Genomic DNA, 14,410 nt, shown 5'->3' on the forward strand with positions numbered 1-14,410 from the left:
ATGCCACACTTGTGCCTGTTTCATAAACGAAGAGCCGCCCATGAGGGACGGGCGAGTCGATCACCAAGGAAGTGGCAATGCGGTTTTGCAGAGGGTTCAAACCAGCCGTGTGCTGGATGTTTTTAGTCAGTGCTCTGGGCTTTGCCCAGGAGTCTCTGGCCGCACAGTTGGCGACAGACGGGACCAAGGGCCATGTCGCCGGCGCGCTGATCGAGCTGGATGCTGAAGAAAAAAAATGGATGGCCGAAAACCCGCAAGTCATCGTCGCGTCGACGCAGTACCCGCTGTATCTGTTCAAGGATGAGCACGGTCAATGGAGCGGCTTGAACAACGATGTCCTCAACCGCATCGGAGCGATGACGGGGTTGCAGTTTGTTCACGAAGAGTCGTTTTCCACCGCCCAGTTGCTTGAAAGACTGGAGAGCGGCGCGGCGGACATGAGCACGACGCTGGCGATGAACGACGAGCGCAAAACGTTCCTGGATTTCAGTCATGCATTCGGTGGGGCGGGTTGGGTGTTTGTCGGGCGGGCAGGAGTGCCTGAGATCCAGTCTCTGGAACAACTGATGAAAAGGGTGCTGGTGCTGCCGGCCAGGCATGCGCTGGAGTCGGTGATTCGTCGAGACTATCCATCTATCGAGCTACGCTCGGTCAAAACGTATGCCGAAGCCCGGGCGCTGGTCGAGAGCGGCGAAGCCTACGCCACCATCGAAAATGAAACCGGCGCTCAACTCTACCCTTCGGGGCAACTAAAGGTGGGGCGTACGATTGAGGGCAAATGGGAAGCGGACTACCTGACGATACGTAAAGGTCAGCCGCAGTTGCTGAGCATCCTCAACAAGGCGCTTGAGGCGTTTGCGCCTGCCGAGTTGCGCGCCATTCGCCTGAAGTGGCTCAACGGAATCGGCCCGGTGCGTGCGCCGACTGCCTGGCAACGGATTACCCAGTGGGGTTGCTGGGGCGTTTGCATCGTCAGCCTGTTCGGCCTGTTGTCGTTGCTCTGGAATCGACGTCTGGCGGTGTTGATCCAGCAACGTCTGAAGGTCGAGAAAAGTCTCAGCGATCAGCTGGCCTTCCAGCACGCGTTGTTGGACGCGATACCCGACCCGATGTTTGTGCGTGATCTGGAAGGGCGGATGGTCATGTGCAACAAGAGTTATGAAGAAGGCTTGTCGACCCGTTTCGATCAGGTCCAGGGTCGACAGTTGATCGAACTCGACCTTCTGCCCAAAGCGACCGCTGAACTGCTGCATGCAGAATTTATCGCCCAGCTCGCTACGCGCAAGCCCCGGTTCATTGAACGTCATTTGATGTTCCACAATGGCGTCAGAAACGTTTACCAATGGACAGTGCCGTTGTACAGCGCGGACGGCCAATTACGAGGTTTATTGGGAGGCTGGACCGACAGAAGCCGGCGAAGAGGAGCGTGAAGCCGTTGTTTTCTCCTTGTCATCTTCGCGGTGCATGCTCTATCAACCAGAGGCGCCTACGCGCCAGCACCTTAAAACCAGAACTTTCTTCTCGGGCCAGTGGTCATTTATTGTGAGCAGGCCCCAGGCACTTTGTTTTCGGACTATTGAGTGGTGATCGAGATGGAAAGTATCAGTCTATTGCTCGGTGAGGCGCTGAGCCCCTATCAGGTCACACTGACCCCGTCGGGCGCCCAGGGTGAATGCCTGGTGACATTGAAAAATACGACGGGTGCGATTGTCGTCGAACGGGCCTTCAATCAGGCGCAGTTGACCGACAAACGTCTGCTGACCGACGTCGTCGACGGATTGCACCGTGACGTGCTCATCGCCGAAGGAAGGCTGGAGCCCTGTGTCATCGCGGCGTTGCGCAATGCGGCTCAGGACAAAATCCTGGCTAGCAGAAATTGAAGTGATTTTTGTGGGAACCTTCCTGCGCAAAGGTTAGTCAGACCCTACAGCAGCAGGATCAAGCATTGTGCTCCGGTGCTTGTCGCTTGCTGCTACGGGTCTTTATGTAGGCCACGTTTGACCCCGAGTCGTCTCCCCACTTCTCGGGGTTTCTTTTTGCCTGCGATTGGCCGTAATGCAGTGTCAGTGCTTGAGCTAGATGGCGCCCTCTTTACGCAATTGTGCGATTTGCAGCGCGTCATAGCCAAGTTCTTCGAGCACCTGTGCGTTGTGCTCACCCAGTTGCGGCCCGACCCATTCTGAAGTGCCGGGTGTCTCCGAGAGTTTTGGCACAATGCCCGGCATCTTGAAATTCTTGCCATCCGGAAGCTTGGCCTGCAGGAACATTTCCCGGGCCAGGTACTGCGGATCGCTGAACATGTCTTCGGCGCTGAAGATCCGGCTGGCCGGCACGTCGGCCTGATTCAGCTGTTCAATGACCGTGTCCAGCGGCAGCGAGTTGACCCAGCGGTCGATGACGCCGTAAATTTCGTCGCGGCGGCCGTCGCGCCCATCGTTGCTAGCCAGCACCGGGTCATTGGCCAGGTCTTCACGGCCGATGATCAGCATGAACCGTTTGAAAATCGCATCGCCATTGGCGCCGATCTGCACGTGCTTGCCATCGGCGCTGGTATGGATCGAGGAGGGCGTAATACCCGGCATAATGTTGCCGGTGCGTTCGCGAATGAAACCAAACACATCGAACTCCGGCACCATGCTTTCCATCATCGCGAAGATCGCTTCGTACAGCGCCACATCGACAACCTGGCCGAGGCCGCCGTTCACTTCGCGATGACGCAGGGCCATCAATGCGCCGATCACGCCCCAGAGCGCGGCAATCGAGTCGCCGATGGAAATCCCGGTGCGCACCGGTGGCCGGTCCTCGAACCCGGTGATGTAGCGCAGGCCGCCCATGGATTCACCGACGGCGCCAAACCCTGGCTGGTCTTTCATCGGCCCTGTCTGACCGAAACCGGAGAGACGCACCATCACCAGCTTCGGGTTCAGCGCATGCAAGACTTCCCAGCCCAGGCCGAGTTTTTCCAGGACGCCAGGGCGAAAGTTCTCGATCAGGATGTCCGCTTCACTGAGCAGTTTTTTCAGAATCGCCAGGCCGTCCGGGTGTTTCAGGTTCAGGGTCAGGGACTTTTTATTGCGCGCCTGAACGAACCACCACAGCGAGGTGCCTTCGTACAGTTTTCGCCATTTTCGCAACGGATCGCCGCCGTCGGGGGATTCGATCTTGATCACTTCGGCGCCAAACTCGCCGCAAATGCGTGAGGCAAACGGCCCCGCGATCAGCGTACCCAATTCAATGACTTTCAGACCTGAGAGCGGTTTTCCGGAGAGCGGCATGCGAGATCCTGTAGGACAAAGGCTGAGCGAATACGCCGTTTTAACATAGCCGAACGTCAGACGAGCAAGCAGAATTGCCTTCAGTTCGATGATTGCCTACAGCATCGGTTAGACTTGCCGCCTTTCCTCGTATCAAGAAGCCCGTTCATGGCCCAGCCGTCCACGACCTACAAGTTTGAACTGAACCTCACCGACCTCGATCGCAGCATCTACGAGACCGTGAAGCAGACCATCGCCCGTCACCCTTCGGAAACCGAAGAGCGCATGACCGTACGGCTGCTGGCCTACGCCTTCTGGTACAACGAGCAGCTGTCATTCGGTCGTGGTCTGTCAGACGTGGACGAACCCGCCCTGTGGGAAAAGAGCCTGGATGATCGTGTCCTGCACTGGATTGAAGTCGGTCAGCCCGACGCCGATCGCCTGACCTGGTGCTCGCGTCGCACCGAACGCACCAGCCTGCTGGCTTACGGCAGCTTGCGCGTCTGGGAAACCAAAGTGATCCCTGCCATCAAAAACCTGAAAAACGTGCACATTGCTGCCGTGCCGCAGGACGTCCTGGAAACCCTGGCCAAAGACATGCCACGGGTGATCAAGTGGGACGTGATGATCAGCGAAGGGACGATTTTCGTCACCGACGACCGTGGTCAGCACGAAGTCCAGTTGCAATGGTTGAGCGGCGAACGCGGCTGATTATTCACTGCCAGCCCGTTTCCTCCGGTTTTATCCTACGTATTCAAGAGAAGCACCTGTCACCCCATGCGCATCGAACCTCGCCTGTTGCCCGACACCCTGCCATTTCTCGGTGATCTGCCGCCGCTGCTGACCCGCCTGTACGCGGCGCGGGGAGTGCTGACCGAGGCGGAACTGGACAAGAGCCTGGCGCGGCTGATTCCGTTTCAGCAGCTCAAGGGCATTGATGCCGCCGTGGATTTGCTGGTGACGGCGCTGGAGCAGCGTCAGCGCATTCTGATTGTCGGCGACTTTGACGCCGACGGAGCGACAGCCAGTACCGTTGGCGTGTTGGGATTGCGCCTGTTGGGCGCTGCTCACGTCGATTATCTGGTACCGAACCGGTTCGAGTACGGTTACGGCCTGACGCCGGAAATCGTCGAGGTTGCGTTGACCCGAGACCCTCAACTGTTGATCACCGTGGACAATGGCATCTCTAGCGTCGAAGGCGTGGCGGCGGCGAAAAAGGCGGGCCTCAACGTGCTGGTCACCGACCATCACTTGCCCGGCGATGAATTGCCGCTGGCCGATGCCATCGTCAATCCGAATCAGCCAGGGTGTGGGTTTGCGAGCAAGGCGCTGGCCGGCGTCGGGGTGATTTTCTATGTGCTGATGGCGCTGCGCGCCCGCCTGCGTAGCCTCGGCTGGTACGAGCTCGCGCCGCAGCCGAATATCGGCGAGTTGCTGGACCTTGTGGCATTGGGCAGCGTCGCTGACGTGGTGCCGCTGGATGCCAACAACCGGATTCTGGTGCACCAGGGCCTGGAGCGGATTCGCGCCGGACGTGCCCGGCCGGGGATCAAGGCCATTCTTGAAGTGGCCAAACGTGACCATACTCGCATCACCTCTACGGATTTGGGCTTCATTGTCGGCCCGCGCCTGAATGCGGCAGGGCGCCTGGACGACATGAGCCTGGGTATCGAATGCCTGATCACCGACGACGCGGGTCTGGCGCGGGAAATGGCCGTGCAACTCGACGGCATGAACCAAGACCGCAAATCCATCGAGCAAGGCATGCAGCGTGAAGCGCTGGCGCAACTGAAAGATTTGCCGGTCGAGTCGATGCCTTTCGGTTTGTGCCTGTTTGATCCCGAGTGGCACCAGGGTGTCATCGGCATCCTCGCTTCGCGTATGAAGGAGCGCTATTTCCGGCCGACCATCGCCTTTGCCGATGCTGGTGATGGTTTGCTCAAGGGCTCGGGGCGTTCGGTTCAGGGGTTCCACATTCGCGACGCCTTGAGCGTGGTGGCGGCGCAGCATCCGAATCTGATCAGCAAATATGGCGGCCACGCCATGGCTGCGGGCCTGACACTGCCGGAAGCGAATTTTCCGCTGTTCGCCGAGGCCTTCGACGCTGAAGTGCGTCGGCAATTGCGCGAAGAAGACCTGACCGGGCGCCTGCTGTCGGACGGCACGCTGGCAGTTGAAGAGTTTCACCTTGAACTGGCCCGCGCCTTGCGCCATGCCGGCCCTTGGGGTCAGCACTTCCCGGAGCCGTTGTTCCATGGCGTGTTCCAGTTGGTCGAACAGCGTGTCGTCGGCGAACGCCACCTGAAAGTGGTACTGAAAAGCGAATGCGGTTCGGTGAAACTGGACGGCATCGCCTTCGGCATTGACCGCGAAATCTGGCCGAATCCGACCATTAAGCGGGTGGAATTGGCTTACAAACTCGATCTCAACGAGTTTCGCGGTAACGAAACGGTGCAGTTGATGATTGCCCACATAGAACCGCGTTAAGCCCTTCGCTCGCGATAGCAATTTTCCTGGCACCGAATCTCCAGGAAGCCTCCCTCATCTCCCCGATGTCGACTAGGCTCTAATCACTGCTTGATTATCCTTGTGACGTCTTGTCGAATTTTTTGCCCGCGGGGGCGGGTGCTGCGCCTTTTTCCTGTCACTCGTCGACTTTTCAAACAGAACCCTGGAGCCTGCCCACTGATACGAGAGGTGACCCATGAGTCTGCTGCTTGAACCCTATACCCTGCGTCAATTGACCCTTCTCAACCGTATCGCGGTATCCCCAATGTGCCAGTACTCCAGCGTCGATGGGCTGGCCAATGACTGGCACCTTGTCCACCTCGGCAGTCGCGCGGTCGGCGGTGCCGGCCTGGTGTTTACCGAAGCCACGGCGGTCACCGCCGACGGGCGGATCACCGCCCAGGACCTCGGCCTGTGGAACGACGAACAGATCGAACCCCTGCAACGCATTACGCGCTTTATCGCCGCTCAGGGCGCTGTGGCCGGCATCCAGTTGGCGCACGCCGGGCGTAAAGCCAGTACCCATCGGCCGTGGCTTGGAAAACATGGCAGCGTTAAACCCGAAGACGGCGGCTGGGTACCGGTGGGCCCATCGACGATTGCGTTTGACCCACAACACACCCACCCACGGCAACTCGATGAAAGTGAGATCGCTGAAGTCGTTCAGGCCTTTGTTGACTCGGCCAAGCGCGCACTGACTGCCGGTTTCAAAGTGGTCGAAATCCACGCCGCCCACGGCTACCTGCTGCATCAATTTCTATCGCCCCTGAGCAATCAGCGGCGCGATCAATATGGCGGTTCGTTCGAGAACCGGATTCGGCTGGTGCTGCAAGTCACCGAAGCGGTGCGAGCGGTGTGGCCTGAAGAGCTGCCGCTGTTCGTGCGGGTGTCGGCCACCGATTGGGTGGAAGATGGCTGGAACCCGGATGAAACCGTGGAGCTGGCGCGACGCCTCAAAGCGTTGGGCGTGGACTTGATTGACGTTTCGTCAGGCGGTACGGCGGCCAATGCGGAAATTCCGACAGGTCCCGGTTATCAAACCCGCTTCGCCGAGCGCGTGCGCAAGGAGTCGGGGATTGCCACCGGCACGGTGGGTATGATTACCGAGCCGGCCCAGGCCGAGCATATCTTGCGCACGTGCCAGGCGGACATCATCTTCCTGGCGCGAGAACTGTTGCGCGATCCCTATTGGCCGTTGCATGCCGATGATGATCTGGGCGGGCGCAAGGCTATCTGGCCAGCGCAGTACCAGCGGGCGACGCACCGGGAGCAGCCGATTCATGAGTCGGATTTGCGTGACTGAATGAGGCTGTGAAATCAAAAAGCCCCGATCGTTGTGATCGGGGCTTTTGCGTTTCTGTGCAGAGTTTTTGGTGCCTGTCAGGCCCTCTTCGCGGGCAAGCCCGCTCCCACATTTGACCGCATTCCACTGTGGGAGCGGGCTTGCCCGCGAAGAGGCCCGCCCAGACAACTAATTACTGTCAGGTGTACTTACGCTTATCCGGCGCCGGCGGGAAGTACTGATACAACCAGGTCTCACTCAACGTCCGGTCATTGGTACGGATGAACAATCGCAACTCCACCGGCTCGACACTGTCATTGGTCGGGACCCAGTCAAAGGTAATGCGGTAACCCTTGATGTCATCCAGCACCAGGACGTTGAAATCCTTCACCTGCCCGTTTGAGCACGTCACCACCGGCTCGATCCCCGCACCTTCCGGCAAGCGATCCAGACCACCTCCGGTGAAGTCCACGGCAAAGCGTCGCGCCCACACCTGCGGGTAATGCTCGCCTGGCGCCCAGCCCTCGGTGAAACCGCCCATGCCCGAACGGGTCGCGTTGACCCGCGCCAGCGGCGTGCCGACCGGTGGCAGCGCGCTCCAGTAGAGCTTGTAGCCGTAATTCAGGGAATCACCGGCCGCGACCGGTTTTTTCGGGGTCCAGAACGCGACGATGTTATCCAGCGTCTCGCCGGTTGTAGGAATTTCCAGCAGATCGATAGAGCCTTCGCCCCACGCGGTTGTAGGTTCCACCCAGAGACTCGGGCGCTTGCTGTACCAATCGACAGTGTCTTGATAGCTGGCGAACTCGTGGTCAGTCTGTACCAGGCCGAAACCTTTCGGATCGGTGTCGGCGAAGGCATTGAATTGCAGGGTCGCCGGGTTGTTCAGCGGACGGCAGATCCACTCGCCGTTACCGCGCCACATTGCCAGACGGTCCGAGTCGTGAATCTGTGGGTGAATGGTGTCGCACATGCGCCGCTCATGGGTGCCGCAGCTGAACATGCTGGTCATCGGCGCGATGCCCAGTTGCTCGATGGCGGTACGCGCATTGATATGGGCATCGACACCCATGACGACCTGGTTGGCCTGGCAATCGATGTCGAAACGGTAAGCACCGGTGGCACTCGGCGAATCCAGCAGGGCATAGACCACAAAGCGGGTGTTGTCTTTATCCGGCGTCTCGAACCAAAACTTGGTGAAGTCCGGAAACTCCTCGCGCTTCTTGCCGTACGTATCAATCGCCAGCCCGCGCGCCGACAGACCGTACTGCCCGGTGTTATCCACCGCACGGAAGTAACTTGCGCCGAGGAAGGACAACACATCGTGCCTGTCCAGCTCCGGGGCCTTGAACAGCTTGAACCCGGAAAACCCCAAATCGCCTGTGAGCTGTTTGGTGTCGACCGTGGTTTTTTCATAGTTGAACAGGGAAGGGCGGAAATGCACCTCCCGCGCTTGACGTGTCTTGGGGTCGACGCTGTACATGCGCACCGGCTGCTTGAACCCCATGCCGACGTGGAAGAACTGCACGTCCAGCTGACCGTTCAAATCCTTCCACAGCGAGTGGTTCGCGTCGTAGCGGATCGCGTTGAAATTCTGCGGCGTCATGGTCGCCAGCGTCGGCGGCAGCACCTGCTTGGTGTCCTGATAGCGGTTGCCGGCGAGTTGCTTGGCCTGAATCTTCAGCGCTTCGAAATCGAACGCCTGGGCCTCGCCGTCCGCCGTACCGTTGCCGGCCCAGGCACGGGCGGCCAGCAGGCCAGTGGCCGACAAACCGGTGTAGGCCGCGATGGCCATGGACGCTTTGAGCAAATTCCTGCGATGCATAAGTACAACCTGTCGTGAGCAATCCCGCGCCGTTCCTGGCACGTACTGGATCAAAAATAACGGTTCGGACATGCCTTCGACCAAACGCAACGGACTTTAAGATGCCGATTAGCTTAAACCGTTCGATTGCAGACAAAAATTGATGGGTAGCACTTTGATCGTTCGGCAATGAAACAAGAAATTTCGGTTAAGTTTTCTGACAGTACTTTCTGATTTATAGGGCATTTCTGCTTTTTTTGACTAATTACTCTAAAAACTGCTTTTCAGCGCCGGGAATGTTCCTATTCTGTGCTCATGACCGGCTTCTGCCCTTAAGGCCGGCGACAAACAAAAAGGAGAGGGCGATGCGGTTTTTGAAGTTTTCTCGGACGTATAAAAGGACATCGTCGATGACAAAAGTACAAGGCATCACCGAAATGTTAGGAATCCTTCCTTGCTTGGCAAGCGGCCGGCGAAGGCGTCGGCTCAACCCGGACGAAATGAAGTTGTTGGAACGGTATCGAGAGCTGTCGGAGAGCGACCGGATTGCGATGCGGTATCTGGTGGATGCGATGCGCACTGTTTCGCGGTTTTAAGGAGGTACGACTTTCAGCCGCCGCGATAGTGTTGCGGCTGAATGTCGCTGATTACCAATTTTGCGATCGCTCTGCCCGCTGGTGCAGAACACGCAGTACCTGTATCTGGCCATGCATCAATCGATAGGGAGCAATGAATGGATAACGACCGAATACCAATTCACGTACATCCGGTACTACTGAAGGCCTTCCCGACCCTGGAAACTGCTCCAGTTGGTTGAAGGATTGCAGAAAAATCGCTATGACCTCCAATGCGGCATCAGCACCAAGGGCGCCTTGGTAATACTCATGAATAGAATCGAGGTCACTTTCCGCTTTTTCAGTCAGTACTACGCTCGGCACGTTTTGCCCACTTAGCCTTTACGGCATCCAGATCGGTGAGTTTTCCTGCGTCGGCGTCTTTTATGCCGTCGCTTATGGCTTGCAGATGCCATGACTCGGCTTCTACATATCGAACCAATGCACGCTTGAGATGGTACTGACGATCTCGATCGGTGGCCGCTGCCAGACTATCAAGCTGTTGGGCGAGGGTTTCTTCAACTCGAAAAGACAAAACGGGCGAGGCCATGGCGGCTCTCCTAGAAATGTATACGTTGTAAACGACGTAAACACCCTAGGTCTTACGGGCTTGTTCGTCAACCGATCGCCTTGCATTGGTTTGAAGAAACCTTAGCGGGCGAAAGAAGAACGGGAGAAGGGGATGTATTTCGAAATGCAATGAGTGCCCCGCTGCCATTGGTGGCACCGGGGCAAACCCGTTGACCGACTAACCTTCCAAGCATCCCCTCCGATTCATCCTGCCTTTAGCTGCAGGTACCCATGATCGGGAACGGTCGCTGTGCCTGCACCAGATCCGGCATGTCCCGCCATTTAATCCACGCCGAATGTTGCCAGTGCAGCAGCGGCACCGAGAGCCCACCCCATTGCAACGAACTCAGGCTCGGAATGCTTTCCACTGATGGCGCGTTCGTGTCTCGTAGCGTAGGAATGACTTCGTTACTAAGCCATTGGCGCAGGTTGCGGTTTTCCGGGACGAAATGGTGAACCAGCAGAGCGTACATTCCGGACTCGCTGACCGTGAGTGATTCGACCGGTTTGCCGTTTTTCAGCAGCCGGATATATATCGGCGCTGATCGGGATCGAGTTTTTGGGTGAGTCTTTGGTCCAGCGGGCGGCCCATCAAACGTCCCAGGTCCTGAGCGCAGAACCAGGCCTGGTTTGCTTGGATGATGGCGTGGAGGAACCGGTTGTGGCGGGGGATGGATGGTGTGAAATAAGGAAGGAACGAGTTTTGAGCGTGCTCTGACATGACGTGAATTCCGTTTTGATTAGGAAAGTCGTCAGCAACCCTTCGACAGGTTGGGTGGCGAACCGAATGGCGTTCGAAGTCGGGACACTTCCAATCAAAACGGAAGCCGGAAGGCCCGCGCCACACGGCCCGCCATATAGCAAACCAAGGCTTGAACAGCCTAAGTTTTATGGGGGCGCGCAAGCACCGTTTTGATTTGTTCCGGCTTCGACCCCGGGTCGCTGATTTGGCAGCGACGAGGGAAAGCCTATCGTTCAAGTGCTCGCGGCGCCAAGTCTACTCTGGCGACGCGAGTTGTAGGAATTGGTGTCTTTGCTGGAAGGGTCAATCTGTAGGACTTTCCTGTTTCTGCATGAAGTGCAGTGAAGTCGCTTCGAACCCATCGCTTTTCCTATAGGTTTTCTGCTTTAAGCCATGAACAACTCGCCCCGATACCGCGTCACCGGCACCGGGGCGAACTCAATTAATGACTAACCTTCCAAGCATCCCCCGCAGGCGCCATGCCATGGTCATACGGCTTGGCAATCCACATGTACAACAACCCCAGGCCAATCACGATCGCCGTGCTCAGCACCATGGCGTAGTTGATGTACCACGCCGCATCGGGCGTGCGTGGCCAGGCCATGTTGATGATGGCGCCGACGCCGTACACCAGCGCGCCGATGTTCACCAGCCAGCCCCACGCCCCGAGGGTGAATTTGCCACTTGGTTTCCAGCCTTTCATGCGGGCGTAGAGAGCCCCGAGCACGATCATCTGGAAGGCCAGGTAGATGCCGATAGCGGCGAAGCTGACGATAGTTGCCACGGCATCCTGCAAGAAGAACCCGAGGATGATGATCAGAGCCGGCAGGACGCCGGAGACGAACAGTGCCGCGACTGGAACCTGAGTCGTAGGAGAAATCTTCTTCAGCAGTGAGCTGCCGATGACCATTTCATCCCGAGCATAGGAATACAGCAGACGGCTCGCTGCCGCTTGCAGGCTGATGACGCAAGAGATGAAGGAAATCATTACCACGCCCATCACCACTTTCGAACCGACCGGGCCGAAGGCGTTGTTGAGGATGGTGGTAACCGGGTCCTTGTCGGTGCCGTTGATGACAGCTTGCATGTCCGGCACAGCGAGGATCAGTGCCAGGCAAGCGAACATCGCTGCGATGCCGCCGATGTAGATGGTCATGCGCATGGCCACCGGGATTTTCTTGCTCGGGTTCGGGGTTTCTTCGGCCACATCGCCGCAGGCTTCGAAGCCGTAGTACAGGAACATCCCCGCCAGCGAAGCGGTGAGGAAGGCTGGCAAGTACGAGCCGTCGACGCTGATGTCGAAGGTGTTGAACAACACGCTGAGCGGTTGATGACGCTCGAAGACCAGCAGGTAAACGCCGACGATCACCGCGCCGACCAGTTCACACAGGAAACCGAACATGGCAATGCGTGCCAGCACCTTGGTGCCACTGAGGTTGACTAGGGTGGCGAACAGCGTGAGGAACAGGGCGATGATGATGTTGGTGTTGTTGCTCGGTTCGAAGCCCATCATGGCCGCCAGGTACGGACCGGCACCGACGGCAACGGCGGCGATGGTGACGCACAGGGCGATGGAGTAGATCCAGCCGACCATCCACGCCCAGCGCTTGCCCACTAAACGGCGGGCCCACGGGTAGACGCCACCGGAAATCGGGAACTGCGAAACGACTTCACCGAAGATCAGGCACACCAGCAACTGGCCGCATCCGACCAGCAAATAGGCCCAGAACATGGGGGGGCCGCCAGCAGCGAGGCACAGGCCGAAGAGGGTATAAACCCCTACGACCGGGGAGAGATAGGTGAAGCCCAGGGCGAAGTTTTCCCACAGGCTCATGCTGCGATTGAAGTTTGACGTGTAGCCCAGCTTGCGTAACTGCTCGGTGTCGCTGTCGGCGACGGCTGCAGCGAGTTCGGGTGTTGTACTCATAGTGTGTCAGCTCCGGAAAATCGGCAGATTTCGGATGTCCGAAACCGTGGCGGGGCCGTGAGGCGCTGCCCGGATCGGTGGTTATTGTTTTGGCTTCTTTGGGGTGGAGCCTGGGTGGTGCTAAGTGCCGGTTTCTGCCTTGAAACCGAGGTGGCGCCTTCGCGAGCAGGCTCGCTCCCACAGGGGGAATGCATTCAACTGTGGGAGCGAGCCTGCTCGCGAAGCTTTTAGTGCTTGAACATCACATGCCGGACGACGGTGTAATCCTCCAGCCCGTACATCGACATGTCCTTCCCATAGCCGGACAGTTTCTGACCGCCATGCGGCATTTCACTGACCAGCATGAAGTGCGTATTCACCCACGTGCAGCCGTACTGCAAACGAGCAGACATCCGATGCGCGCGACCGACATCGGCGGTCCAGACCGACGACGCCAGGCCGTAGTCCGAATCGTTGGCCCAGCCCAGCACCTGCGCTTCATCGGTGAATTTCGTGACGGAAACCACCGGCCCGAACACTTCGCGGCGAACGATTTCGTCATCTTGCTGAGCGTCGGCCAATACGGTCGGCTCAAAGAAGTAACCCTTGCCGTCCACGGCCTTGCCACCGGTGATCAAGCGAATGTGCGGTTGCGCGATGGCGCGCTCGACAAAACCGGCCACACGGTCGCGATGTTGCGCGGTGATTAGCGGCCCCAGTTCGGTCGACGGATCATCCTGCACGCCGTACTTGATACTGCTGACCGCCTCGCCGAGTTTCTCGACGAATTTTTCGTAGATGCCGGCCTGCGCATAGATGCGGCATGCGGCGGTGCAATCCTGGCCGGCGTTGTAGAAACCGAAGGTGCGGATGCCTTCCACGGCGGCGTCGATGTCGGCGTCGTCGAAGATGATTACCGGGGCCTTGCCTCCCAGTTCCATGTGCATGCGTTTGACGCTGTCGGCGGTGCTGGAAATGATGTTCGAGCCGGTGGCAATCGAGCCGGTCAGCGACACCATGCGTACTTTCGGGTGCGTCACCAACGGGCTGCCGACGCTAGGACCACGGCCAAATACCAGATTGAGCACGCCGGCCGGGAAGATTTCAGACGCCAGTTCTACCAGACGCAGGGCGGTCAGCGGGGTTTGTTCCGACGGCTTGAGCACCACGGTATTACCAGCGGCTAGGGCCGGGGCGATTTTCCAGGCGACCATCATCAGCGGGTAGTTCCACGGCGCGATGGAGGCAATCACACCGACTGGATCGCGGCGGATCATCGAGGTGTGGCCCGGCAGGTACTCGCCACCGGCCGAACCGCTCATGCAACGGCTGGCGCCAGCGAAGAAACGGAACACGTCGGCAATCGCCGGGATCTCGTCGTTCAGCGCGGCGCTGTAAGGTTTGCCGCAGTTGTCCGACTCCAGTTTGGCCAGCTCTTCGCCATGGGCTTCGATGGCGTCGGCGAGTTTGAGCAGCAGCAGCGAGCGTTCTTTCGGCGGGGTTTGCGACCAGCCTTCAAAGGCACTGTCGGCGGCACGCACGGCGGCATCGACCTGGGCTTCGCTGGCTTCGTTGATTTCCACCAACACGCGACCGACGGCCGGGTTGAACACAGGTTGGGCGGGGCCTTCGCCGTCAATCAGTTGGCCGTTGATCAAGAGTTTGGTTTGCATGGCATTTGTCCTCATTGCAGCTTTTATTGTTCTGTCGAAACCGGGACCCCTGTAGGA

12 protein-coding genes and 1 pseudogene are annotated in these 14,410 nt (G+C 58.4%); 6 read left to right on the plus strand and 7 right to left on the minus strand.

Annotated elements, in window-relative coordinates; translation table 11 throughout:
* The first annotated feature begins 77 nt into the window (after positions 1-77).
* Both AC3ISI_RS04895 and AC3ISI_RS04900 read left to right on the plus strand, forming a co-directional pair.
* Complete coding sequence (locus tag AC3ISI_RS04895; RefSeq protein ID WP_489335714.1) at positions 78-1,430, plus strand: transporter substrate-binding domain-containing protein; 1,353 nt, start codon at positions 78-80, stop codon at positions 1,428-1,430.
* A 162-nt stretch (positions 1,431-1,592) separates the two neighbouring features.
* Positions 1,593-1,880: a DUF3509 domain-containing protein gene (locus AC3ISI_RS04900; RefSeq protein ID WP_489335715.1), complete on the plus strand. Its 288-nt coding sequence runs from the start codon at positions 1,593-1,595 to the stop codon at positions 1,878-1,880.
* A gap of 195 nt (positions 1,881-2,075) precedes the next feature.
* Here AC3ISI_RS04900 and AC3ISI_RS04905 read toward each other — a convergent pair whose 3' ends face one another.
* The gene (locus AC3ISI_RS04905; protein ID WP_489335716.1) at positions 2,076-3,275 is read right to left on the minus strand and encodes a CaiB/BaiF CoA transferase family protein; all 1,200 of its coding nucleotides are present in this window, start codon (positions 3,273-3,275) and stop codon (positions 2,076-2,078) included.
* A gap of 147 nt (positions 3,276-3,422) precedes the next feature.
* Here AC3ISI_RS04905 and AC3ISI_RS04910 point away from each other — a divergent pair, with 147 nt between their 5' ends.
* The 3 genes from AC3ISI_RS04910 to AC3ISI_RS04920 all read left to right on the plus strand — a co-directional run bounded on the left by AC3ISI_RS04910 (position 3,423) and on the right by AC3ISI_RS04920 (position 7,065).
* On the plus strand, positions 3,423-3,965 hold the full coding sequence (locus tag AC3ISI_RS04910) for a YaeQ family protein (protein WP_392891081.1): 543 nt from the start codon (positions 3,423-3,425) through the stop codon (positions 3,963-3,965).
* Between the two features lie 66 nt (positions 3,966-4,031).
* A complete protein-coding gene (recJ, locus tag AC3ISI_RS04915; protein ID WP_489335717.1) occupies positions 4,032-5,741 on the plus strand; it encodes a single-stranded-DNA-specific exonuclease RecJ in 1,710 nt (569 codons plus the stop codon).
* Positions 5,742-5,958: 217 nt separating this feature from the next.
* A complete protein-coding gene (locus AC3ISI_RS04920) occupies positions 5,959-7,065 on the plus strand; it encodes an NADH:flavin oxidoreductase/NADH oxidase (RefSeq protein ID WP_489335718.1) in 1,107 nt (368 codons plus the stop codon).
* A 178-nt stretch (positions 7,066-7,243) separates the two neighbouring features.
* Here AC3ISI_RS04920 and AC3ISI_RS04925 read toward each other — a convergent pair whose 3' ends face one another.
* Entirely contained in the window at positions 7,244-8,869 is a 1,626-nt protein-coding gene (locus AC3ISI_RS04925) for a glucan biosynthesis protein D (protein WP_489335719.1), read from the minus strand.
* Positions 8,870-9,258: 389 nt separating this feature from the next.
* On the opposite strand from AC3ISI_RS04925, the gene AC3ISI_RS04930 reads away from it, so the two are divergent.
* Positions 9,259-9,444, plus strand: a complete 186-nt coding sequence (locus AC3ISI_RS04930; RefSeq protein ID WP_489335720.1) for a hypothetical protein — start codon at positions 9,259-9,261, stop codon at positions 9,442-9,444.
* 51 nt (positions 9,445-9,495) lie between these two features.
* Here the strand turns inward: AC3ISI_RS04930 and AC3ISI_RS04935 are convergent, their stop codons facing one another.
* The 5 genes and pseudogenes from AC3ISI_RS04935 to AC3ISI_RS04955 all read right to left on the minus strand — a co-directional run bounded on the left by AC3ISI_RS04935 (position 9,496) and on the right by AC3ISI_RS04955 (position 14,353).
* Positions 9,496-9,786, minus strand: coding sequence for a type II toxin-antitoxin system RelE/ParE family toxin (locus AC3ISI_RS04935; RefSeq protein WP_452625085.1), 291 nt, complete (start codon positions 9,784-9,786; stop codon positions 9,496-9,498).
* Positions 9,764-10,012 carry a CopG family ribbon-helix-helix protein gene (locus AC3ISI_RS04940; RefSeq protein WP_414923805.1) on the minus strand — a complete coding sequence of 83 codons (249 nt, stop codon included), beginning with the start codon at positions 10,010-10,012 and terminating at the stop codon, positions 9,764-9,766. The genes AC3ISI_RS04935 and AC3ISI_RS04940 overlap by 23 nt, the downstream gene beginning before the upstream one ends.
* 235 nt (positions 10,013-10,247) lie before the next feature.
* A pseudogene (locus AC3ISI_RS04945) lies at positions 10,248-10,753 on the minus strand (BRO-N domain-containing protein).
* Positions 10,754-11,216: 463 nt separating this feature from the next.
* The gene (locus tag AC3ISI_RS04950) at positions 11,217-12,701 is read right to left on the minus strand and encodes an APC family permease (RefSeq protein WP_489335721.1); all 1,485 of its coding nucleotides are present in this window, start codon (positions 12,699-12,701) and stop codon (positions 11,217-11,219) included.
* A gap of 227 nt (positions 12,702-12,928) precedes the next feature.
* The gene (locus tag AC3ISI_RS04955) at positions 12,929-14,353 is read right to left on the minus strand and encodes a gamma-aminobutyraldehyde dehydrogenase (RefSeq protein ID WP_489335722.1); all 1,425 of its coding nucleotides are present in this window, start codon (positions 14,351-14,353) and stop codon (positions 12,929-12,931) included.
* Positions 14,354-14,410: the final 57 nt, after the last annotated feature.

This window comes from Pseudomonas sp. GL_139_B (genome assembly GCF_057834475.1).